Origin of the sequence: Citrobacter sp. Cpo126, from assembly GCF_030332445.1 — a bacterium.
Classification (GTDB): domain Bacteria; phylum Pseudomonadota; class Gammaproteobacteria; order Enterobacterales; family Enterobacteriaceae; genus Citrobacter; species Citrobacter portucalensis.
This window is the reverse complement of the sequence record NZ_JAOWHT010000043.1, coordinates 214,961-238,894: the sequence shown is the minus strand read 5'-3', so window position 1 is coordinate 238,894 and position 23,934 is coordinate 214,961. Positions and strand designations below refer to the sequence as shown.

Here is a 23,934-nt window from a genome sequence, read left to right as displayed (position 1 = left end):
ACCGCTTTTGTTAACCAGAATCACCACTACCTTTATTCACAGCCCCTATTGGCTGTGGTAACGATATGGTGGCCGGCATTGTGCCTTATCCATTCACCGAATGAAACGCTGTTTTTTACCTCAACGGCGTAAGTATAGTCAATCTCTGTTTACATTTTGAGCGCGACCCATACATTCAGTGCGGATTCATCCTACCTTTGACCTCATGAATTCAGGTCAGTTTCCCCAATATTCCAGAATCTTTCACTGCGTTCCGCCATCTGCAATAACTGCTCACACGGTGTAAACCGCGAGCCGTACTGCGTGGTCAGCCGTTGCAGAACCGCAACCACTTCACCCGCGCCGAGAGAGTCCATATACCTGAACGGGCCGCCGAGGAATGGCGGAAAACCAATACCAAAGACAGCGCCTATGTCGCCATCACGTGCGCTGCGGACTATCTTCTCGTCGAAACAACGGGCTGCTTCATTGAGCATTAACATAACGCACCGCTCTGCTATCTGCGCAGCGGTAAGTCGGCCCTGACCCTGGACGCCAATAAGCGTATAAATTGCAGGGTCGACCTGTTTTTTGCTTTTACGCCCTTTCGCACCATAAAGATAGAAACCCCGACCATTTTTTCTACCTTTGCGATCGTCATTCAAAATTGAAGCAACAACATTTGCAGGCGCGCTAAAACGTTCTCCATATGCAGCCTCAAGCACTGGTATAATTTTAGTGCCCGTATCAATTCCGACCTCATCCAAAAGTTGGATTGGCCCAACTGGAAAACCAAACTTAACCAGCGCGGCGTCTATGGTTTCGACCCGCTCGCCTTCGGTCAACATACGAATCGCTTCGTTAATATAAGGCGCTAAAATGCGGTTAACGTAAAAGCCGGCCTTATCTCTGACCACTATCGGCGTTTTGCCCTGTTTTTTCGCTAACTTAACGGTAGTTGCAATCGTCTGCTCAGAGGTCGTGGCATGCGGGATCACTTCGACCAACGGCATTTTTTCCACCGGACTAAAAAAGTGTAAACCAATCACTTGTTCGGGCCTTGCAGCGTTCGCAGCAATATCGCCAATGGGCAAAGATGAGGTGTTAGAAGCAAAAATGGTATGAGGTGCGCAATTTTGCTCAACTTCTGCCACCATCCGTTGTTTTAGCGACAGATCTTCAAACACGGCTTCAATAATTAGATCGCGATGCGCAAAGCCACGGTAGTCGATTGATCCCGAAATCAGCGCCAGTTGTTTATCGCGTTCGCTGGCTTTGATATGACGGCGGCGAACCTTCGTTTCAAGCTGATCCCAGCTGTACTTCAGCGCGTGGTTGATTCCCTTAGCGTTTATATCTTTGATGCGCACAGGCAAGCCGCCTTTACAGGCCGTCACGTAGGCAATACCACCGCCCATCAGACCGCCGCCCAAAATACCTACGCTGTTTAGCGGGCCAGGTTTCGCATCACTTCCGGGATCTTTTTTCACATCGGTGTTGGCAAAAAAGATGTGCCGTAGCGCCTGAGACTGGGATGTCATCACCAGTTCACCAAACGCACGTGCCTCAGCGTCGTAACCGCTACTGCTGCCTTGCGCTAGCCCGGTTTCGATGACCTCAAGGATACGTTCTGTTGCAGGGTAGTTACCTTGCGTTTTTTGCGCCGTCTTTTTACTGGCCATGCGGAACAACAGCGCCCGCCCCAGCGGCCCCGCCAACACTCGCTCTCTCACGGGCAGTGTTCGATGCGCAGAACTGTCCTTTTTAGCCAGTTCAACTGCTGCTTCCAGCAAAATGGAATGCGGTACAACTTCATCCACTAAACCAACTTTCAGCGCCTGTTTTGCGCGTAATTGTTTTCCGGTGAGGATCATATCCAGTGCGGTACTGACGCCAATCAGGCGCGGCAGCCGCTGCGTACCACCGGAGCCGGGCAACAAGCCAAGCTGTACTTCCGGTAAACCCAGTACGGTTTTAACATCATCGGTACAAATACGGTTGTGACACGCCAGCGCCATCTCCAGGCCACCGCCGAGGCATGCGCCATGAATCGCGGCGATAACCGGGATCGGCAAGGCATTAATTTCCGCCATCATCTGCTGCCCCTGACGGGCCAGCGTTTCGGCTTCCTGCGCGCTGCGACAGCTACCAATCATGTTGATATCTGCCCCGGCAATGAAGTTATCGGGTTTAGCCGAAATAAACACCACACCACGCAATGCTTTGTTATCGCGGATTTGTTTCAGAATGGCCCGTACCTGAGAAGCAAACTCCGCTTTCAGGGTGTTCATTTTCTCTCCGGGCACATCAATGGTGACAACAGCAACGTTATCCAGACGTACGTTTAGTGTAAAAGCCGATGCCATTTCCATTATTCCGCCTCCAGAACCATGGCTGCACCCAAACCACCAGCTGCACAGGCGGTCACTAAACCAAAACCACCGCCACGACGTCGTAACTCATGGAGGGTTTGGGTAATCATGCGCGCACCAGTGGCGGCGAAGGGGTGTCCATAGGCAATCGATCCACCCAGCACGTTAAATTTACTGTCATCAACTTCGCCAGTGGCATGTGCTCTGCCCAGCACGTCGCGGGCAAAACGTTCGCTACCCAGCAACTGAATATTCGCCAGCGTTTGAGCGGCAAAGGCTTCATGCATATCGATTAGGGTTAAATCTGCCATGGTCAGACCCGCTCTCTCCAGGGCAAGCGGCGTTGACCACGCAGGTCCCAGCAGCATGTCCTGCCAGACATCGATGGCGGTAAAAGCAAAACTACGCAGGTACCCCAGCGGCACCAGCCCCAACTCTTTCGCACGCGACTCCGTCATCATGATCACGGCGGCTGCGCCGTCCGTTAGCGGGGTACTGTTTGCTGCGGTGACAGTGCCGTGCTTGCGGTCAAACGCCGGACGTAGTTTGGCGTAATCGGCCAGCGTAGAGTTACCGCGAATATTGTTATCTTCTGAAAAAGGATCTTTAAACGGCGGCGCGTAGGTAGTCATTACCTCATCTGCCAGCTTTCCTTCAGCCCACGCCTGAGCGGCACGCTGATGAGAGCGGTGCGCCAGAGCGTCCTGCTGTTCTCGGGTAATACCATAGGTTTTGGCCATTTGCTCAGCCGTATCCCCCATACGCAAACCGGTGGAATACTCAGCGACGGCTGGCGGCACAGGCATCAGGTCACGTAAACGCAGTCGGGAAAAGAGTTTAAGGCGTTGACCGGTAGTCCGGGCCTTATTGACATCCACCAGCACCCGCGCCAGCTTTTTACTAACGCCAATAGGCAAGACTGACGAGGAGTCCGCACCACCCGCAATTCCCGCACGAATAGACCCCGCCATCAGGCTTTCCGCGACATTCGCCACTGCCTGAAAACTGGTCGCGCAGGCTCGGCTTACGCTATAGGCATCCGTATGCACATTCATGCCGGTTCCCAGCACGATTTCACGAGCAATATTTGGCGCTTCAGGCATTTGCACCACCTGACCAAAAACCAGTTGCTCAATCACATCAGCAGGTATTTCGCTGCGCGCCAGCAGCTCACCGACGACCATTTTTCCTAAATCAACGGCGGGAATGCCATGAAACGCGGTAGCCTGACGAGCAAATGGCGTACGCAACCCACTTACAATGGCAATACGGTCGCCCTGGCGGGTAACCAGCGGTAAAGCCTGACTCATAACACTCCCCTGTAAAAAAATAAAATAAGTGGTCTGACCTGATCATAGTCTTAACCAATTTTTTACATTTAGCCAAGCGGAGAGAAAAGAAAGTGGGAGCTAAGACACAGTGAATAATCACTGACAGTTACGAAAAAGCCCTTGCTATCTGATAGCAAGGGCTTTTGCAGAGGGGGATTAACGCAGGCCCAGCTGGAAGATCAGCGTTTCAGCTTCACAGGCAAAAACAAAGTCGATATCCAGACGCACACCTTCTGACTCTTCAGTAAAGGTCGAGGTGATTTGGCAAGGCTCAGATTCCACGCCACGCGCCTTTTCGGTCAGAGCAGCCAGCGTTTCTTCTGCCTCTGCGCGGTTCGCGAACACACGGCTGTAGGACGCGGTGCAATCGGAGTTGTCCATGATGGTGCCAACATCCATACAGCAGCAAACCGGGGTTTCATCAGCACTGCATTTACTCATTGTAGATTTCCTCTGTATTCGCACCTGAGGTGCCAGATAAACGATAGGGATATTTTACGCTCCCATTATTCGCCTCTCCAGTCGTTAATTGTATGAAATGCGATAAGTGACCGAAATCACACTTAAAAATGATCTAAAACAAAAATCGCCCAAACAGGTGAGTGCGCACCCCCGCAATTTTGCCAGCTGGATCGCGTTTCTCTGATCAAATTTGAAAATATTTATAAACATACTTGCAACATTCCAGCTGGTCCGACCTATACTCACGCCACTGGTCTGATTTCTAAGTCGTACCTCAGACCCTACACTTCGCGCTCCTGTTACGGCATGTAACATTGTTTGTATAAAAATAAATCTATGAGGTTATGGTCATGAGCCAGAAAACCCTGTTTACAAAGTCTGCTCTCGCAGTCGCAGTGGCAATTATCTCCACACAGGCCTGGTCTGCAGGCTTTCAGTTAAACGAATTTTCTTCCTCTGGCCTTGGCCGGGCATATTCGGGTGAAGGCGCAATTGCAGATGATGCAGGTAACGCCAGTCGTAACCCGGCATTGATTATGATGTTTGATCGCCCTACTTTCTCAGCAGGTGCGGTGTATATCGATCCAGACGTTAATATTTCCGGTAAATCGCCATACACCGGACGCAGCACTGATGCGGACAACATCGCGCCTACGGCGTGGGTTCCTAATGCTCACTTCGTGATGCCTATCAACGAACAGTTTGGTTGGGGTGCTTCCGTTACCTCAAACTATGGCCTGGCTACCGAATTTAACGACAGCTACATCGTCGGTGAATACGGCGGTAAGACCGACCTTAAAACGGTCAACCTTAACCTGAGCGGCGCCTACCGTCTGAATGATAGCTGGAGCTTCGGTCTCGGTTTTAACGCCGTTTATGCTGATGCAAAAATTGAACGTTATTCTGGCGAGCAGACGGCTGCATTACCGAAGGTCAGCAACAAAATTGCCAGTCTGAAAGGGGACGAATGGGGCTACGGTTGGAACGCCGGGATTCTGTACGAACTGGATAAAAATAACCGTTATGGTTTAACGTACCGTTCTGAAGTTAAAATTGATTTTGATGGCGATTATAAGAGTGGCATCCGTACCCAGGCCAACGCTATACCTGGCGCTGGCACTACATTCCCATGGGGAACGACCAATGCCACCGTCCCGGGTTCTCTGACACTAAACCTTCCTGAAATGTGGGAATTGTCAGGTTATAACCGTATCGCACCACAGTGGGCTATCCACTACAGCATGGCCTATACCAGCTGGAGTCAGTTCCAGGAGCTGAAAGCCACAGGTTCCAATGGACAGACACTGTTCTATAAAGAAGAAGGCTTCAAAGATTCTTACCGCATTGCATTGGGTACGACTTACTATATGGATAAAAGCTGGACGTTCCGTACCGGTATTGCTTATGACGATAGCCCGGTTCCAGCAAGTAAGCGTTCCATCTCGATTCCGGATCAGGATCGCCTGTGGTTGAGTGCAGGTACAACTTATGCGTTCAATGACGATGCTTCTATCGACGTCGGTGTGTCTTACATGCACGGACAAAAAGTAACAGTGCAAGAAGGCAACTATACTTTCGACTCTGAAGGTAAAGCTTGGCTGTTTGGTACAAACTTCAACTACGCATTCTGATTTTCTTCAGACGTAAAAAAGGTGAGCTTTTTAGCTCACCTTTTTATTTGCCCAATTCCTTACTCAGAATCGATCTCTTTTAAATCATCCTGAATATCTTTCGCGTTCGGGTTTTCTTCTGGTTTGAGTTTCCCGCCGTTCGCAATAAAGTCATGACGCTGGAAGTAAGCTTCACGCACCATGATGTAAGGATCGGAAGACTGACGCAGCAGACCGTCAGAGTCGAGCAATTGCGCGCGAGTTTCAATCCCTTCAACCGTCCATTTGCCTATCGACAACGGCCAGGTCAGCCAGGACAGTACCGGATACAGCGTATCGACCATATCACCACCGTCATCACGCAGCGTGAAACTACCGTAGAACGGAAGCTGCATATACGGCCCGTAACCAACATCATAGTGGCCTAACGTGCTGCCAAAGCGGTGTGGTTCAACGCGCTGCAACTTCGGATTAGCCATACCTGCCACATCGATAAAGCCGCCCATACCTAACAGGGTATTCAGGAAGAAACGGGTAAAGTGCACCATCCCCTGATAAGGATCGCCTTGCAGGAAATAGTTGACCATGACGGCCGGCTCTTCAAGGTTCCCCGTAAAGTTGCTTAAACCATTACGCGCCGGCTGCGGAACATAGTCACGCCAGGCAACAGCTACGGGTCTAACAACGTATGGATCTAAAACATTAAAGTTGAAGTTGTACATGGTGCGGTTGAACCCTTCAAATGGATCCGAACGCCCCTGCTGTTCAGTACCGGAGCTCGCACACCCCACCAAAAGTGTGGTTCCCAGCGCAAGCGCCGACAGGCGAAGCTTCATAAGTGTCTCCCTGTGTTTTATGGCTATCGCTGATTGCCATCCATGACGGAACGATGACGTATCCGCCTGTTTAGATGTGAGCGATTGTAACAGCACGTCAAATGATGTCTATATACCCTGTCTTACTGATTTGATCATAGCCTGGTAATGCGCACTCCGCGGCGGTTCTATTCTAACTAACCCGATAAAAACAAACGTTACTATTTTTGCTATCTCAGACTTTCTCCCGCTGATTTTCAGACAAAAGCCGCTACGCTTTAGCAATACGTGCTTATTCAGGATTCGGCTATGAATGACATCAAGAAAGATAAGATTGATCGACACAGCGACGAACTCGAGGTGGAAAGCGATGAAAAGCTAACAGGGAAAAAGATAGAGCTTGATGAGGACAGACTCCCCTCCCGCGCCATGGCAATCCATGAACATATTCGCCAGGATGGGGAGAAAGAGATGGAGCGTGACGCGATGGCGCTACTGTGGTCAGCCATCGCAGCAGGACTATCGATGGGAGCCTCGCTACTGGCAAAAGGGATTTTCCACGTACAGCTGGAAGGCGTGCCAGGGGGATTTTTACTCGAGAACCTCGGTTATACCTTCGGCTTTATTATTGTCATTATGGCCCGCCAGCAACTCTTTACCGAAAATACCGTCACCGCTGTACTGCCGGTGATGCAAAACCCTACCCTTGGCAATTTTGGCCTGTTGATGCGCCTGTGGAGCGTGGTTCTACTTGGTAATATTATTGGCACCGGGGTTGCAGCATGGGCGTTTGAACATATGCCGATTTTTGATGAAGAGACCCGCGATGCTTTTGTCAAAATCGGCATGGATGTGATGAAAAATACGCCAACAGAGATGTTTTCCAACGCCATCATTTCCGGCTGGTTAATTGCCACCATGGTGTGGATGTTTCCCGCCGCTGGAGCGGCAAAAATTGTGGTCATTATTCTGATGACCTGGCTGATTGCGTTAGGTGATACCACGCATATCGTCGTCGGCTCGGTGGAAATTCTCTATTTGGTCTTTAATGGCACGCTGCACTGGAGTGATTTTTTCTGGCCCTTTGCGCTACCAACGCTCGCCGGGAATATCTGTGGCGGAACGTTTATTTTCGCGCTAATGAGCCATGCGCAGATCCGCAATGATATGAGCAACAAACGCAAGGAAGAAGCCAGGTTGCAAGCAAAGCGTGATGAGCAAAAGCAGAAAAAACAGGCCTGAATGGTGACTGTTTGAGCAGTCGGGCGGCCTGAGACTTACCGTTGTGAGTAAAAAACGCTATACTCGTGCCGCTTCGCCCCCTTAGTTAAATAGATATAGTTAAATAAAACCGTAGCCAGCTATATAATAAGAATTTATTTTCAGTTAATTTTATTTTTATGTACTCATATATGTACACATGTTTTGAAGCCGTTCCTTGGCTCGTGAAAATCGTTACATCACCGGGCTGTCATCAAACTCCACATTCCTGGCATCATTAATGATGTACGTGATCACCCCAAATATAGCGAGTGCAAAACTGTAACCGTCATCATCTGCTGGCAGCGCTTCCCTTCTCCCGTTCTCCAGATTAAAGAGGTGGGGTTGGGAATGAGTCCGATATCGCTTGATCCTGAATTCTCCGTCTATTGCACATATCAGCAGCGAGCCATCACAGGGAGAAAGTGACGCATCAACAACCAGTAGCGCCCCCTGAATTATCCCCTCCCTGAAATGTGAAAGCGATGCCCGCATGAAATAAGTCGCTGCTGGCTGGCTGATTAACTGCTGATCGAGGGAGATTAGTGTTTCAACGTAATCTGCCGCAGGTGAAGGAAAGCCCATGGCTATAGTCCTCCGTTCGGATTGAAGAGCAAAAACGTCCTGTTTTCCCCCTCCTGTGTTGAAACATCTTTGAATGTTGAGACCGACATCTCGATCCACTCATTCGCCTGCTTCATTGACCAGTGCCAGTTGACATTCGCCAGCGCCTTAACGAAGTCAGCTGTAGTAACCGTTCTCTTACCGTTTGCGGCGACTTGCACAGCAGCAAAGAAGGCTGGTTCGATCTCATAATAACGCGGTATGATGTGGCTCCGATAAATACTGGATATAAACACAGCGTTACCATTCTAAGATGGCGATCAAGGGGCTTTGGTTGTGTGTCTGGTAAGGGATTGAGAGGATGAAGGATTTAGTTATAACAGCACGTCAGATTTAACATCTTATAAGTGTTGTGAGTGATCATGGAACACGTAACTGATACACTTGCTTGGATTAAAAGTCATAAATATCTTAAACTAATAGGTCACGGAATGTTCGCTCTATCTGAAACCAAGAAGACTAATATTAAAATACACGAAAAAATCATTCCTAAAGGAGGAAAGTCTTCCCATAAGTTATCACCTATAAAATCGTTAAAAAAAACAAACATTCTTATATTTGAGCTTTTTTTATTATCCTTACTGTTATTTTCTTTAAATAACACAATAATAACCCCACCCAAAAACCATTCACACTTAAACGGTGCGCATGAATTTATACGTTTTATCTGGCTTTCCTCGCCAGTAATTACATTTTATTTAGCCCTTCGCCTGCTTCGGGCTCCGGCTATTTCATCAACTTGCATAACGCTAGTTGTTATATATATTTTTTACTATATAAACTCAACCAAAACCGCATTAACTGGCGAGCCAATATCATTTAATGATATTTTTTCAGGCGTTAACTTAAGCATTGCCATTAAATATATATCCTTTAAAACTGTAGTATCTACACTCGCATTATTCGCACTCGTCACCCTTATAATTTTCACTGAAAATAGATATTTAAAAAACAGCGGTAGTTTCGCATTCTTAATAATAGCCTCATTAATCACAATCCCCCTCACATTTACCCCATACTTTAAATCTATTTTCGGAGAAAGTAGCAACCTAACTCAGCAAATAAATATCTTAAGTCAGGGATATGACGTAACTTATTACTCTTGGGATTGGCCTCGCAATGTTAGTGCTCATGGACTTCCGATGCACCTCATTCAAACAAGCGTAAGAAAATCCATTCCTTCAGCGGATTTAAAAGAACGCACTGAATTCGAAAAAAACTATAACATCATCCCTTCGCTAAATCAGTCGAGCCCCAACAAAATAATATACATCCTGTGCGAATCTTGTTGGTATGACAATGATAATTTCAAAGAATACTTTACTCCTTTACTTAAATCAGGATATAAAACATTCCGGGCAACTTCCCCCGTTTACGGCGGTGGTACCGCCAATGCTGAATTCGAGTTCCTCACTGGTTTACCTAGCAACTCCGGCGTTCTTTCGGGAATAATATATCAAGAGTATTCTCAATTCATAAAAAATAATGCTTCCACATTACCAAGAAACCTACATGACTTAGGCTACTCAACTATTGCAGTGCATAACAATATAAGTTCCTTTTGGCGTAGAAATATTATTTATAAAAAATTTGGATTCGATAAATTTATAAGCTTGACAGAAATGGGGGGTGTACCTCAAGAGCATAAAATAAATAGAGAGCAATCACAATGGCAGCCAGATGATTTCATCCTATATAATTCCATACTGGATGAGATTAAAAAAAACAAAAATAAAAAAATATTTTTCCATGCCATAACCATGTCGACGCATGGACCCTACCAGAGAGAGAACGATTACGGCCAAAAAGCTTATTCACTTCAACTGAAGGAGGCCATTTATCGACTCACAGAATTCACCCAGAATCTCGCAAAGATTGACCAAAATGCTATTATTATAGTATACGGTGACCACAAACCTGCTCTCAATAGGTATTTTTATGAGCATAAAACGCTCCCTTTAAATTTATTCGCTCAGACAGGAGAGGAAGATTCTGATTTTATTTTTAAAGGAAGCACAACACCTAAAGACATTGGTGACGTACCTGTTTTCATAAAAGGAGGGGATGAAGAAGTATTAAATAAGTTAATTTCCGATGCTAATGGAAAACCATTTTTCTGCATTTCTGCAATTGTAGATAAATATTTATTAAAGTCCGGTCTGTTTTCTTTCAATTATAATTTGCAGCACGGGTGCATGCAGTCGTCTCCATATGACTACCATCAAATGATATCAATAACACCACCTTGGGTTTATTCTTTGACATTGTTTAAATAGAGTCGGTCATCCTATCAATAGCCGACAAACTGGTTAGATACATGTTGGCTCAATATAATTATGCCCTTAGACAAGTGCCTAATATTTGAGATTGTCAGGCCACGAGATATATAGTGCGCTTGAGGTATCAACCGCCTCAAGCGCATCCAAATAATCCAACCAGGTGACGTACTGAACTTTTTCTGTATCTTTCAGGCAGCCAATTGCAGCTTTGCCTGGCCACTGCTTACTGTTCATATACTCGTTAGCATGGTCAATTCTGGCCTGCTTTTCTTTCTCAGCCTGCTCCACCAATTCCTGATGTGATGGAGGTGGTAGATCAACCCAGGCAGGCATTCCGTCGCCTCCTAGACTAATCATTTTTCCTGCGGGTGGCTGTCCGGTAAATTCGGCTGATACTTCGTCAGAAACATCAATACCATTCTCAGGCCACATATCGGCATCCTCATACTTTTCTTTCAACACGTAAGCGAGAAGGCGGACGTTTGTTGCGTCCCAGATGTAATTAACACTATAGGTTTTCATGATTAATATCCAAAGGCAACGAAAACAGCGGAAGAGGTAGTTGTTGGAGCAACAGCAGAAACAGCACAAGTCGTGGCGCTAAATCCGGTTGTAGTTATGCTTTCACATCACCGCCAGTGCATTTTTCGCGATCGGAATACTGGCGGCAGGCTCAATAAGCTGATAGCTGTATTCCCCGGTCGCAATCGAGATGGCCTCGTTGATGCGGGATAGCTCCAGCTCCCCTTCCGGATATCAGTGACGAGCAGCTTACCCTGGCGATGTTAGAAAAGTTGGCAGTTAATAAACAACGTGAATGGCCTGAACCAAAAAACGGAGAACCTCGTCAGCACATCAAAACATCTCACCAGTATGTGTTAGAGCGAAAAAAGTAGATCGTTGCGATACCTGTTATGAAGGTGCTCGTGGCGGATGTGGAACATGTGTTTTTAACGGTAATTTTTGATGAGGTGCTCATGACTACTACCGACTTTATGGAAGAGCAGGAAGTTTTCGAACTGCTCGGCAAGGAAAAAACAGCGGTTTGGCGTTTATGAAAAGAGCACAATTTTCCCAACCCTGTACTTACCTACCCTTCGCGTTATAGCAGAAAAGCAGTAATGAAATGGTTTGAGGATGGCGGTGTTAATAGAAAAAGCAAAACGCACATATAAAGACAAATAAGCACATTCAAAGTCAATTCATGGATTGACTTTAAATATCAAAACAATATTAACTTATTCTTTTTTCTCTCTTTTCCCAAACATATACCCCAAAGATAAAGTTAGAATTGGAGAGTACGTCGCCCAAGTATCTTTAATAATGTCGATGCAATTAACTCCACCATACCTAAAAATATCATTCCCCATCATCACAGTGATAACACATGAATACATATAAAGGGTGTATGTTATAATTTTCCATACAACACTATTTTTAGCGTTGTCTCCCTCTCCAATAACTTGAGCTATTGAATTTGAAAGTGCAGCACCTCTATTCGCTGAGTTAAAGGACGTTTTTTTACCACCAATATCCTTACTCACAGCGTCATTAAATTCTGACGACATAGTTAATCCTTCATTATTGTTATAGTGACAACTCTACTTTTATCACCGTTAGTTTGAACCCATAATGAAAGATAATGTTGGATATTATTTTTTATGAAAAAAGGGAATGGCTCCATAATTCCCTCTCCAAACATATTGCCGAAGTTGATCAAATTAAGTATGTATTCCCCTCCAGCATCATTGGGAGAACCATTATATCGTACAGATTGATCATCTGAATCATACGAAAACGAAATCACATACTTCTTATTGTCACCTAACCCTACCTCCATCTTCGTAGCATTTGCAGGAAGTAAATAAGTGTTCGAATTAACGACAACCTTACCGCCTATTTTGACATCACTAATAATACCAATGTCATCGGTTCTCATCATCACACCTCACACCTAATCTATTTAGAAAATTCATACGATAGATATCTATCTATTTAGTTCTTTAACATACCAAAAAATCTTATCAGCATAAAGTTCATATGCTTCTTTCTGCTCCACCAGCCAATCGTGTTTGTTATACACAGCCATCACTCCCCCAAGCTCGTGCCCTAGCATCTTTTCAGTGACGTGGGTCATAACACCTTCCCCTGACAAGTTCGTAACCAGTGAACGCCTGAAGTCATGCGTTCGCCACTCCTGTATATCAATTTTATCCCTCAATTTTTTCATGTAGAGATTTGCTGACGAACGATCTATAGGTTTGTCCAATTCTTGGCCTGGGAACAATACATCATTTCCAGCATTTAGTAGCCGCTCAACATAAGGCTTCACCTGATCAAACACAGGCCGACGAATGACGTTACCCATCTTGGAATGTTCTGCTGGCGTTGTCCAAATCAGATCATCCATATTGAACTCGCTGGCGGTAGCGAGGCGAAGTTCCGACAACCTTGCCCCCCAAAGCAACAGAAGCTGATGAAGTACCTTGTTAGAGGTAACGATCTTGTTGTTTTCCAACGCTAACCATATTTTTGCCAACTCGGTATAGGTGAGAACCCGGCTACCAACATCAGGTTTCTTTCCTATGTTCTTAACGCTGAGCTTCAATACTTCGCATGAAGAGATCAACTGTCGGCTTATACACCAGTTCATTACGGAACGGAGCTGGAGAAGCAGCACTCTGGCCTTTTTCCCGTTTTTCTTTTCCTGCTTGTCGAAGAACCTTACCCAGGCTGAAACAGGAATATTTACTACCGGCGCATCTGGAAATTCTGTGTACATGGTGTTGTACACAACAGACCTGTATAACGTTTGTGTATTTGGTTTCAGAGTTTCAACATACTTGCTCCACCACTGATCCAGACACTCTTTTAGTGTTAGCTCACCATCTTCTTTAGCAAAATAATTTTTAGGGTTTAGTCCCTTGAGGTACAATTCGCGCATCTCACCCACGATGACACGAGCATCTTTCAGAGACATTGCCGGATAGCGTCCTATAGTAAGGCGCACTGGCTTACCGTTCCAACGGTAGCGATGTTGAAACGTAATCGTTCCTATCGGGGTTATGCGTACACTCAGACCGTCACCATCTGTGACTTCGGGTGCGCCACTGTAGGGCTTAGCATTGATGCTGCGAAGTTTGGTATCACTAAGGGCCACGGCTCTGTATCCTGTACACACTGAATTTCAGCATTCTGTACTCAATCTGTACGCAATGGCAAGTGAACGAAGTGATTTTCTAAGCGGAAAGATAAGAAAGGATAGGAAATAAAAAGGAATGAAATGCTTGATGATACGGGGAATGATAGGATAACATGCGACCCAAGCTGAGCGCTTGAAAATCAGTTAGATATACGTCCTCTTAGTTAAATGGATATAACGAGCCCCTCCTAAGGGCTAGTTGCAGGTTCGATTCCTGCAGGGGACACCATGAACACTTCTCACTAAGTCCAATCAGTTCCATAACTCATTGTTTTAACTGTTCTCATATCCTTATACTCGTCCAGCAAAGTACCATTTTCTCTAATGGAATCTATACATCTTTGCGTATAACATTGTGTATAACTGAGTTCGATCTTTTTTCTATACACATGCTGCTATCTGACATCCAAATAAAAAGAGCAAAACCGAAGGACAAACCCTATACGCTTAACTATGGTATGGGACTATCACTCCCCATCGACACAACGGGCAGTAAAGGCTGGCGTTTCCGCTATCGCTTTGCAGGTAAGCCTAAGATGATTTCCTTCGGCGTATATGGTGATGTGTCGTTAGCACAGGCACGTGCTAAACGAGATGAAGCGCGTTCGATGTTAGCCAAAGGGATCAACCCAAATGAAGCCAGAAAAGCAGATAAGATTGCCTTGCAATTTGCGCATGAGAACAGCTTTGAGTCTGTGGCCAGAGAATGGCACTCATCGAAAAAAACCACCTGGTCAGAGGGGTATGCAAAAGAGGTACTCAACTGCATGGAAAAGGATATTTTCCCTTTCATCGGCCAACGCCCAATTGAGCAGATTGAACCACTAGAGCTGCTCACCGTCCTGCAAAAAATTGAGAAAAGAGGTGCGCTAGAGCAAACCAGCAAGATCCGCCGCCGCTGCGGTGAAGTGCTTCGTTATGCTGTTGCCACAGGTAGAGCAAAGTATAATTTTGCACCCGATTTAGCTATCGCACTCAACAAACCTAAAACTCAACACTTCCCGTTCCTGACTGAAAGCGAGTTGCCCGAGTTCGTCAATGCTCTGGATAACTATCAGGGCAGTTTAGTCACCAAATACGCCACCCAGCTATTGATGCTAACAGGCGTGCGAACATTTGAACTACGTGAAGCGGAATGGGCTGAGTTTGATTTAGATAATGCCTTATGGGAGATCCCCAAAGAACGGATGAAGAAACGCCGCCCTCATCTGGTTCCGTTATCTACTCAGGCAATCAGCATCCTGAAAAAGCTGCAAGAAATAACAGGGAATTACAACCTCGTTTTCCCAAGACGAAACGACGTCAGGAAACCAATGAGCGAAGCCAGTATCAACAAAGTAATAAAGCTACTGGGCTATCATGGTCGGTTAACGGGTCATGGTTTCAGGCATACGATGAGCACCATCTTGCACGAGTATGGATTTGAGAGCGCCTGGATTGAAATGCAGCTTGCGCATGTTGATAAGAACTCAATCTATTAATTCACTAATCACATTCCTGCAGGGACCATGAATTCTTAGGCATCCAGTCAAAATTCTTTCATTTACCAGTCAGTTCATCCCTGGGCCAGGCGGTAATACGGCATATTCCTCACTGTTGCAGTAAGATTGTCGGACACCATTTTCTGCTTTGTCGCTATCCGCATCCCTGCTTTTCTCAGCCTCAACACATCAGCGGCAATACGCTGGCTGCCAAACCAGAAAAGCCCATCCAGCGCAGTGACATCAAGGCCCGATTCCAGTGCCAGCTTCAGACGTTCACGCGGCGCTTTTACTGTTTTAGCAATCTGCTGATATGGCGCTTCGCTTGAACCTGCAGGACTAATGCGCCGGATACGATGTGACAGGCGGTACTGAAATTCATCCGGTATCCCACCGAGACTCGCTTTCAGGCTGTAAACACAACCAAAGCGTTTGCCGTTAAAGATGACGTTTTTCTGACTAAGCTGCAGCTCTTCACGCACGCTGGCAATCAGTTGCGGGGTACGGAGTAATAACAGGCGGAAAGGCAGCTCAAAGCTGGTCACGTAGTCCACATTCAATAAAGCAATACGCAGACGTTCTTGGGGCCCCGCCTTCATTTCCCGGCATTCAGCAATAACATCAGCCCACTGGCCGGTAAGACGGGAACACTCTGTCGCCTCAGTAAAACTATATTTTTCAGCCTGATAATCAATACGCTCGGTCACACTGAATTCCCTTCTGGCCAGATCTCGGTATTGGTTGCTCACTTTACCAGCGACGACATCCCTGTGTCAGAAATCTTTTTCTAACCCACTGAAAGTGCCTGACCAATCTTCCCTCGTATCCTCACCATGAGGATACGACAACTAACCGACCCGGTATATTGTCCGGGTCGGTTAAACTGCATCACGTCAGACAACAAAACGGTTAACCAGATCCTTCATGGTTGCCGACAGATTGTCCAGCCGCTGGCTGTCGCTCGCAGCCTGAGATACCAACGCCGCATTTTGCTGTGTGACCTGTTCCATCGGTCGCAATGCCAGGTTTATCTGGGTTACCCCTTGTGACTGCTCCGTCGCCACACGAGCGATATCCGCAATATATTGCTTCATACTGGTGGTATTATCCGCCGCGGCTTCCAGCGCGGTAGCAGATGCAGTAACCCGTTCAACGCCCTCACTAATTTTGACCATATTCTGCGCGACCAGCTCACGGATTTGGTTAGCCTCTTTGGCGCAACGCTGCGAAAGATTTCTCACTTCACTGGCTACGACAGCAAACCCCCTGCCCATCTCTCCAGCCCGTGCAGCTTCCACTGCCGCATTCAGCGCCAGTAAGTTAGTCTGAAACGAAATATCATCAATCGAGGTCACAATATTCGAGATTTTCTCACTGGAAGCGCGAATATCCCCCATGCTCTGGTTCGCCGCACTGGCAACGTTACTGGCCTGTCGGACCTCTTTTTCCAGTCTGATTGTCAGATGCTCCGCTTCGCGGGCATTATCCGCCGTTTGCGTAATCGCAGTTGATAACTGCTCCATACTGGCCACAGCTTCTACTATTGATGCAGCCTGTTCATCTGTACGTTGAGCCAGATCCTGATTTCCCGCCGTAATACTGCTACTGGCATCGGACAAAACCACGGAGCCTTGCTTAATCTCCTGTACAATATGCTGAATACTTTCCAGCATCGTGTTATATGCACGATTAAGTGAGGAAAGCTCATCTTTGCCCGGGGTCGCCAGACGTTGAGTCAGATCGCCATTCATACCCGCAATCTTGCGTAGCGTGTCACTAAACTGACGGTGCATATTGATTGCGATGGCCCCAGCGAACGTCAATGATGCCAGGAGCGCTAACAGGCTAACAGCCATATATATTTGCCAGTTTTTTCGTGCATCCTGCGCGAGTTTTTCTGCATTCGCCAACAGACGATTCGCCGTCACATTTTCTATCTGCCGCATCACTTCAATACGCTGGGTTTGTACTTTAAACCAGGTAGTAGGATCGACACCAAATCCACCGTTCTCGACATGGTTAAACGCGATCTCGCGAAATGCGAGGGCTTTAGACGCTTCTGCTGACTGTAAGCGGCTTTTCAACATGGTCGCCTGTTCCGGTGAACTCAGGCGTAACGATTCTGCCAACCAAACGTTCTGTTTACTGACGACATCACTGAGCTGATGTAACTGTCCGTCGGCGAAATGGCCGGAGGAAAAGATATTTGATAACAGCGCCCGTTCAATACCCGCCTGTTCTTTCAAATTCAGCAGGTTGTAGTAGGCGGCGAATGCGTTTGCCATCTCACCAGAATCCGTCAACTGCCCCAATCTACCCACAAAATTCAGCACATCAGCAATGACATTGGTATAAAACTTAACCACATCTGATGCTGGAAGCCCCAACTGCGTGACGTTTTCGCGGATGGTAGCGAGCGAAAGAATATTTTTCTTAAACGCAGCGACAGAAGTGGCGACATCCCCTTCCGGTAAGGCAGTATCGGACAGTGACCGCACAAATACCTCGATCTCGCGATCGGTCAAAGCCCGCTGTGCGTTTAACTCATCTTTGAACGTCTTCCCTTCAGCCCCCAGAAACCCGACACTCATGCCGCGTTCTTTTTGCAATTCATGCACTACATTTCCGGCACTGCGTGCGAGCGCTGTCAGTTGGGCAATATTCTCCATCTGCCGTTCTGTCTCAATGCGCGTTAATATTCCTGAACCAGCAAACCAACATAACGCCAGTAATAATGGTTGTAGCGCAATTATTAACTTCATTTTCATCGGCATTCGATAAACCCACCACATGCCACTTCCCTCCATTATCCATATCTTCATTATGGTTATCGGCGTAAAGAAGCGGCTCTTTAAATTTGAACAATGGGCAACCGTTTGTTTTTTAGATTAAATTTTTGCCAGAATAACTCTATTTAATTACTTCAATCAGAATAAAACCCTGACTAATACGGATTTGTAAACCTATAGTCCATTTTATTAACTTATTTGGCATATTATTTTTTATTAAAAAATCAGGTAATCATTAACTGATTCAAAAGAGAGAGAAGCACAGGACAGTGACAGCAGCCCGAGATAACAGCCATGGCGCGGCCATCATTCTGGCGTCCCGCCGAACGTTAAGGTTATAATCCTTGCAACGATTTTTTGGATTAGAAGCGACAATGACAAAACTTACCCTACAAGAACAGATGCTTAAAGCAGGTCTGGTCAGCAGCAAAAAAATGGCGAAAGTGCAGAGAACGGCGAAAAAATCGCGCGTTCAGGCTCGTGAAGCCAGAGAAGCGGTTGAAGAAAATAAAAAAGCACAGGTCGAGCGTGATAAGCAGCTCAGCGAACAGCAGAAGCAGGCCGCATTGTCTAAAGAATACAAAGCGCAGATCAAGCAGCTGATCGAGATGAACAAAATCACCATTTCTCGTGGCGATATTGGTTACAACTTTACTGACAATAACCTGATCAAAAAAGTTTATGTTGATAAAGTAACCCAGTCTCAGTTGATCAAGGGCCGTCTGGCCATTGCCCGCCTGACGGCTGAAAGCAGCAGCGAGAGCGAATACGCTATTATCCCGGCTGTTGTCGCCGACAAGATTGCCCAGCGCGATGCAAGCTATATTGTTCTCAATTGCGAACTGAGCCAGGAAGCGAAGGACGAAGACGATCCGTATGCTGATTTTGTCATTCCTGACGATTTGATGTGGTAAGAAAAACACCCCGATAATCACCCGGAGTTCCGTCGCGTATTTCGGTGAACGCTAGCGCCGCCACCGAAATACCGTCAACCGCTCTTCTTCCCCACACGCCATCTGCTATAACTTATAGTGTTCCTTGCTCAGTCCGTATTTTCTCATGCGCAAATACAGTTTCTTACGCGGAATTTGTAAATACTCCGCCACTTCATTAATACGTCCCTGATGAATATTAAGCGCTTCGGTAATGATCTGTCGCTCGTACTCGTCGACCCGACGATCGAGCGGTGTCGGTTCGGGCAAATGTAGCTGTGGATTCGCGGTTTCAGCCAGTGGCAATAACCCAACTGCAAAAAGCTCGGCGGCATTGGCCAGCTCTCGAACATTGCTTAACCACACGCGACGCCGCATTCCTTTTAGTAATTCCCCGTCAACCTCGGGCACGGGATGATTCAGGCGCAGACAGGCTTTCTGCAGATAATGGCGAAACAGCGGCTCAATATCATCCGGGCGCTGAGACAACGGCTGGCAACCAATTTGCGTCATCGCAAAACAGTAATAAAGTTCGGCCACAATCTGATTAGTTGCCGCCAGTTCCACCAACGAAGTGGCGCCAATGCCAATTAAGCGAAACGGACGCCGCTCCTGGCTTTGCAAATGCACCAGTTGGTGCTGCTGTTCGCGCGTCAGGCACTCAATATGGCTCAGGACCAGCGTTCCCCCTTGCGCCTGGGCAATAAGGTCATTGAGTTGCCCCGCATTCTCTAACGTCAATTCCCCGCGGATAAACGGTCCTTCAGCGCTGCGCCCAAGCTGATGCAAATAACGGGCTCCGGTCATACGCCCCGTTCCCGGCTCGCCATAAAACCAGACGGCAATATCCGTTTCAGCCAGTTGCCGTAAGCGCTGGCGGTACTGATTAACCCAGTCACTGTAGCCGACCAGTTCAACCTGGAGCTTTTGCTGGCAATAGTGACGACGTGCAATCACAGATTTTCTCTGACGCAACGCATCCTCTACCAACACCAGCAGTTTGCCTGGATCAACCGGTTTTTGCAGAAAATCCCACGCACCTTTCTTCACCGCGTCCACCGCCATCGGGACATCGCCATGTCCGGTGATCAACAGGATCGGAAGCTGATTGTCATCCTGATGAAACAACGTCATCAGGTCAATTCCATTACAGCCAGGCATACACACGTCGCTCAGGACAATCCCTGGCCAGTCGGCCTGCAGCCAATTTCGGGCATCAAAAGGGTTACTGCATGCGAATACATGATATCCCTCCTGTTCAAGCAACAAGGTGTAAGCGTCAAGAACATCGGCATCATCATCAATAAGCAGAACAGAATATTCATCACTCAACATCGTTTACATCCGTCAGATTAAATTGCAGAACGACGCAGGCATTGCGCCCCGGGGTCGACGCCAGGCGCAGTTCGCCGTTCATTTGCATCATTAACGATACACAAATCGATAAGCCAATACCGAGGCCAACATCCTTACTGGTGGTAAACGGTTTTAACAGTGATGGTAATAATGCTCCAGGCCAACCGGGGCCGTTATCACTGATAAATACGCACAACCGGCTGCCTTCGGTCTGCCAGTGAACCTCTATTTTCGCCGCAACCGGACAGGCATCCAGCGCATTTGCCAGGACGTTTACCAGCACCTGCTGGATACGCACTTCATCACCAGCCACCCACACGCCCCGGTCTGGGAGCGTCAGCGTACCCTGCTGTGGCTTGTGTCGCATGCCCAACAGTTCCCAGGCAGCGTTGAACGTTTGTCGGAGATCGACCGGATGCAGAGGCGTGCCAGGTTCGGCCCGGCGAGCAAACTGACGCAGTGAACGGATAATGGCATCGATGCGAGTAATCAGCCCTTCCGCTTTGGTTAATGTGCTTCTGGCCTGAGCGGGTTGCCCCTGTTCGATTGCCCTCCCTGCCGTAAACAGGTACATCGACAGTGCATTCAGCGGTTGATTAATCTCGTGCGCCAGCGTGGTCATAGTCTGGCCGACCACCGCCAGTTTTGCCGTCTGGATCAGCTCATCTTGCGTTGCACGAAGATCGGATTCAATCTCCTTGCGCTCGGTCACTTCCTGCTCCAGCTGATTTTTTTGCGCGCTCAACTGGCCCAGGGTATGACGCAGTAAGCCTGCGATACGCCCCAGTTCATCGCGTCCATATACCGGGATAGAGGCATCCGTTCTGCCAAGACCAATTTGCACCACGGCCTGGTTGAGCGCAGTAAAACGCTTCACCAGACGCGAGCGAATGAAGTAGTGGTTAAGCCCCCAGGCGAGAAGTAGCGCCAGCAGCGTCGCCAGCAGGATAAGTCCACCGCTGACGCGAACAATTTGTTCCAGCCGCTGGTTAAACGTCTGCATTTGCTGATGGCTACTCCCCAGTTGCGCTTCCAGCAGTGTTCGAAAGCGCCCAAGCGTGGCCTCTCTGGCATGGCTGGCATCAACCAGCGCTTTTTGCGCTGCGACATAATCGCGCATCGTATCGGGCATTTTATTTTTCATCATCCCGATTTCCAGCAGCTCATCGATAGTTTGTCGCAGTGTGATAGTACTGGGCCAGTCATCGAGGGTGCGGATATTTTCATCCGCCGTTTTCTTCAGATTTTCCAGGTAGCGGATGTGATTCTCCACCAGCATGCCATCGTCGCTACCCGATTTCAGTTCATTGAGCCTGTCGCGTAAATCATCAACGATCTGGTTTTCAATTCTTGCCAGGGTGTAGACCTGCTGCTGCTCGTTTTGCACCTCTCGGGCACGTTTGAGATACAGCGCCGCATCACCATTTTTGGCCTCGATTTGATCCAGCAACGTCCCCTGCTGCCAGGTAAAATCCTGCACCAGTGAATTCAGCTCAGTAGTAAAATCATCATGTAGCCAATCAATGCGCGCGGAAAGCTCGCTCACTTTTTCGCGTACAAGGAACATGTTGTAGAGCACCCGGTCCAGTTCCGCCATCAGCGCCCGGCTATCCTGCAAAATCACCGCCAGCTGCTGCTGTTCTGCTGGTTGCAACCCCCTGCTCAGCACTTCGATTTTATCCAGATGCGAGATTATCTGATTGCGCAGTTGCAGCCTTACTGTTGTATTGGGAGCCAGCAGGAATTCATTTAGCTGGTCCACAACCAGGTTAAGATTTCCTTCAATCAAGAAAGCGGAATGCACGCGCGGGAAGTAATCATCAAGCGAATAGCGTATCTGCGAGCTCTGCTCATGCCAGGAGTACAAACTGACGCAGCTTACGCTCAACGTCAGTAATGCGCCCGTTAGAAAGGCTCCCCGCAGGCTGCTGCTGATGCTGAGTTGGCGAAGGCGTTGCAGTATCGATCCACCTTTCATTTTAATTCTTCCAGTTTTGATATCGCCTGACGCTGGTTTTTAAGAAACCAGAGCTGCCACTCCATCATCTGCTGTTCGGCAACGCTTTTATTATCAAACTGCGCAAGCCAGGCTTCATCTTCACTACTTTTGGCATCTATCGGAACGCTGGTCAGTAAGGCTCTGATTTCGGGTAGCGGGCGTTTCAGGCGTGCTTCCGCACTGTATAGTGCCCGCCATGCATCCTTCAGTTGCGCAAGACGGAAACTGATGGCGGTATCAAACATCCGCTGGACTAACTGTTGTCGCTTAAGGATCAGCCGATAATTAAGCGGAGGCTGGTTCAGTAAAATAGCCTGCTGAGCAGCGCGGGGATTATCAGATGCGAGCTGCGTTACCGGATATTTCCCCGTATTCGCATCAGCAAGGATCCGCTGTCCCTCCGGGCTTAACAAATAGCGGATAAAACGACGCGCTTCATTGGGGTGCTGGCTGTTCTTGAGAACAGCAACATAGGTTGGCGATACCGCCGAGCGTGGAAAATAGGTAAAAGCCAGGTGAGGATCGTTAAGCAACAGGTTGGCATAATTATCAATGACCGGCCCCGCCACGCCCAGGCCACTCTTAATTTTGTCGGCTACGCCAAAACTGCGTGATGAAATCGTCACCAGATTTCCAGCACTCGCCAGCAGCGTCGCCCACCCCTCTTCCCACCCTTTTTGCTGTAGCAATGACTCAACCATCAGATGGTTGGTATCCGAACGCGATGGGCTACTCATCAACAGCGCGTTCTGATATTTGGGCAGCGTTAAATCCCCCCAGTCGGCAGGAGGCGACAGATGCCGTGCCACCAGAGCAGAACGATTAATCAACAGACCAAAACCAGATATCGCCACTGCCACGGAGGTCGAACGGATAGAGTCTGGCACCAGCCGCTGGCTTTCCGGCAACGCATTTTCGAAAGGCGCCAACTTCTGATGCTCCTGCAGATGCTGCAACAGCATAGGGGATGAGGTCAAAATCAGATCAACATTTTCCGCATTCGCGGTATCCAGCAGTTGCTCCAACGAACTGCTGGTCCGGTTTAACGTGCGAATCATCACCGACCCCGGTTCAGTCTGCCAACGCTGAATAATCCAGGCCGTTGCCCCAGGGGAAAAGGTTGTCGCCATTACCAGCTCTTTACCCTGCGCCAGGCAACTCACCGACAACGACATAAAACAGAGCGAGAACGCCCAACAACGCCCCCGGCCCAAAAGTCTGTTTGTGATCCCGTTCATAAATACCAACATATGCAAAAAATAATATTGAGACAAAACTTACCCGTTTATCACCGACTGGGGGAAGAATAAGGTTATTCGTAGAATAACCAAACGAAAAGTGACGACATCGGTAAAGAATACCCGAAAACGCAGTCTGAATTTGTTAATATCCGCACACGCCGATGATAAAAGCGTTCGTAAAAGAATAGAATTGAAAAGCCAT

At 47.7% G+C, this 23,934-nt stretch carries 20 protein-coding genes, 1 tRNA gene and 2 pseudogenes; 8 read left to right on the top strand and 15 right to left on the bottom strand.

What is annotated here, in order from left to right:
• Positions 1-203: 203 nt before the first annotated feature.
• From fadJ to OGY17_RS21705, 3 genes are all read right to left on the bottom strand, one after another.
• Positions 204-2,351: a fatty acid oxidation complex subunit alpha FadJ gene (gene fadJ / locus OGY17_RS21715; protein WP_174771284.1), complete on the bottom strand. Its 2,148-nt coding sequence runs from the start codon at positions 2,349-2,351 to the stop codon at positions 204-206.
• Entirely contained in the window at positions 2,351-3,661 is a 1,311-nt protein-coding gene (gene fadI, locus OGY17_RS21710) for an acetyl-CoA C-acyltransferase FadI (RefSeq protein ID WP_008785369.1), read from the bottom strand. The genes fadJ and fadI overlap by 1 nt, the downstream gene beginning before the upstream one ends.
• Before the next feature lie 177 nt (positions 3,662-3,838).
• Entirely contained in the window at positions 3,839-4,123 is a 285-nt protein-coding gene (locus OGY17_RS21705; protein WP_003834838.1) for a YfcZ/YiiS family protein, read from the bottom strand.
• Between the two features lie 371 nt (positions 4,124-4,494).
• On the opposite strand from OGY17_RS21705, the gene fadL reads away from it, so the two are divergent.
• Entirely contained in the window at positions 4,495-5,775 is a 1,281-nt protein-coding gene (fadL, locus tag OGY17_RS21700; RefSeq protein WP_003028188.1) for a long-chain fatty acid transporter FadL, read from the top strand.
• A 59-nt stretch (positions 5,776-5,834) separates the two neighbouring features.
• Here the strand turns inward: fadL and mlaA are convergent, their stop codons facing one another.
• A complete protein-coding gene (mlaA, locus tag OGY17_RS21695) occupies positions 5,835-6,590 on the bottom strand; it encodes a phospholipid-binding lipoprotein MlaA (RefSeq protein WP_003028190.1) in 756 nt (251 codons plus the stop codon).
• A 288-nt stretch (positions 6,591-6,878) separates the two neighbouring features.
• Here mlaA and OGY17_RS21690 point away from each other — a divergent pair, with 288 nt between their 5' ends.
• Complete coding sequence (locus tag OGY17_RS21690) at positions 6,879-7,811, top strand: formate/nitrite transporter family protein (RefSeq protein WP_286608323.1); 933 nt, start codon at positions 6,879-6,881, stop codon at positions 7,809-7,811.
• Positions 7,812-8,024: 213 nt separating this feature from the next.
• Here OGY17_RS21690 and OGY17_RS21685 read toward each other — a convergent pair whose 3' ends face one another.
• Together OGY17_RS21685 and OGY17_RS23390 are read right to left on the bottom strand one after the other, a co-directional pair.
• Entirely contained in the window at positions 8,025-8,414 is a 390-nt protein-coding gene (locus tag OGY17_RS21685) for a HumD family translesion DNA polymerase (protein ID WP_458646108.1), read from the bottom strand.
• Between the two features lie 2 nt (positions 8,415-8,416).
• Positions 8,417-8,656, bottom strand: coding sequence for a hypothetical protein (locus OGY17_RS23390; protein ID WP_458646109.1), 240 nt, complete (start codon positions 8,654-8,656; stop codon positions 8,417-8,419).
• Between the two features lie 159 nt (positions 8,657-8,815).
• On the opposite strand from OGY17_RS23390, the gene OGY17_RS21680 reads away from it, so the two are divergent.
• Positions 8,816-10,729, top strand: coding sequence for an LTA synthase family protein (locus tag OGY17_RS21680; RefSeq protein WP_234102719.1), 1,914 nt, complete (start codon positions 8,816-8,818; stop codon positions 10,727-10,729).
• Positions 10,730-10,807: 78 nt separating this feature from the next.
• Here the strand turns inward: OGY17_RS21680 and OGY17_RS21675 are convergent, their stop codons facing one another.
• On the bottom strand, positions 10,808-11,254 hold the full coding sequence (locus OGY17_RS21675; RefSeq protein ID WP_234102720.1) for a tail fiber assembly protein: 447 nt from the start codon (positions 11,252-11,254) through the stop codon (positions 10,808-10,810).
• 233 nt (positions 11,255-11,487) lie between these two features.
• Here OGY17_RS21675 and OGY17_RS21665 point away from each other — a divergent pair.
• Positions 11,488-11,592: pseudogene (locus OGY17_RS21665) on the top strand (dATP/dGTP pyrophosphohydrolase domain-containing protein); the annotation flags it as partial.
• A gap of 66 nt (positions 11,593-11,658) precedes the next feature.
• Positions 11,659-11,790 (top strand): hypothetical protein, encoded by a 132-nt coding sequence (locus OGY17_RS23385; RefSeq protein WP_410031990.1) that lies wholly within the window; start codon positions 11,659-11,661, stop codon positions 11,788-11,790.
• Between the two features lie 180 nt (positions 11,791-11,970).
• Here OGY17_RS23385 and OGY17_RS21655 read toward each other — a convergent pair whose 3' ends face one another.
• Genes OGY17_RS21655 through OGY17_RS21645 form a run of 3 tightly spaced genes read right to left on the bottom strand, consistent with a single transcriptional unit; the run spans position 11,971 to position 13,892 of the window.
• On the bottom strand, positions 11,971-12,300 hold the full coding sequence (locus OGY17_RS21655) for a hypothetical protein (protein ID WP_234102721.1): 330 nt from the start codon (positions 12,298-12,300) through the stop codon (positions 11,971-11,973).
• A 2-nt stretch (positions 12,301-12,302) separates the two neighbouring features.
• Entirely contained in the window at positions 12,303-12,674 is a 372-nt protein-coding gene (locus OGY17_RS21650) for a DUF6864 domain-containing function (protein WP_234102722.1), read from the bottom strand.
• Between the two features lie 45 nt (positions 12,675-12,719).
• Entirely contained in the window at positions 12,720-13,892 is a 1,173-nt protein-coding gene (locus tag OGY17_RS21645) for a tyrosine-type recombinase/integrase (RefSeq protein ID WP_286608320.1), read from the bottom strand.
• Between the two features lie 196 nt (positions 13,893-14,088).
• Between OGY17_RS21645 and OGY17_RS21640 the strand changes: the two genes are divergently transcribed.
• Positions 14,089-14,163 (top strand) — tRNA-Arg (locus OGY17_RS21640).
• A 160-nt stretch (positions 14,164-14,323) separates the two neighbouring features.
• Positions 14,324-15,409: pseudogene (locus OGY17_RS21635) on the top strand (tyrosine-type recombinase/integrase); the annotation flags it as partial.
• 80 nt (positions 15,410-15,489) lie between these two features.
• Here OGY17_RS21635 and OGY17_RS21630 read toward each other — a convergent pair.
• Both OGY17_RS21630 and OGY17_RS21625 read right to left on the bottom strand, forming a co-directional pair.
• A complete protein-coding gene (locus OGY17_RS21630) occupies positions 15,490-16,122 on the bottom strand; it encodes an ECs1377 family protein (protein WP_234102724.1) in 633 nt (210 codons plus the stop codon).
• Between the two features lie 186 nt (positions 16,123-16,308).
• Complete coding sequence (locus tag OGY17_RS21625) at positions 16,309-18,207, bottom strand: methyl-accepting chemotaxis protein (RefSeq protein ID WP_191215519.1); 1,899 nt, start codon at positions 18,205-18,207, stop codon at positions 16,309-16,311.
• Positions 18,208-18,578: 371 nt separating this feature from the next.
• On the opposite strand from OGY17_RS21625, the gene OGY17_RS21620 reads away from it, so the two are divergent.
• Positions 18,579-19,118: a DUF2058 domain-containing protein gene (locus tag OGY17_RS21620; protein WP_020996692.1), complete on the top strand. Its 540-nt coding sequence runs from the start codon at positions 18,579-18,581 to the stop codon at positions 19,116-19,118.
• Positions 19,119-19,223: 105 nt separating this feature from the next.
• On the opposite strand, the gene pgtA is transcribed toward OGY17_RS21620, so the two are convergent.
• Genes pgtA through pgtC form a run of 3 tightly spaced genes read right to left on the bottom strand, consistent with a single transcriptional unit; the run spans position 19,224 to position 23,666 of the window.
• Positions 19,224-20,471: a two-component system response regulator PgtA gene (gene pgtA / locus OGY17_RS21615; RefSeq protein WP_008785379.1), complete on the bottom strand. Its 1,248-nt coding sequence runs from the start codon at positions 20,469-20,471 to the stop codon at positions 19,224-19,226.
• Entirely contained in the window at positions 20,461-22,455 is a 1,995-nt protein-coding gene (pgtB, locus tag OGY17_RS21610; protein ID WP_186805021.1) for a two-component system sensor histidine kinase PgtB, read from the bottom strand. The genes pgtA and pgtB overlap by 11 nt, the downstream gene beginning before the upstream one ends.
• A gap of 11 nt (positions 22,456-22,466) precedes the next feature.
• Positions 22,467-23,666, bottom strand: coding sequence for a phosphoglycerate transport regulator PgtC (pgtC, locus tag OGY17_RS21605; protein WP_104856825.1), 1,200 nt, complete (start codon positions 23,664-23,666; stop codon positions 22,467-22,469).
• Between the last annotated feature and the right edge of the window lie 268 nt (positions 23,667-23,934).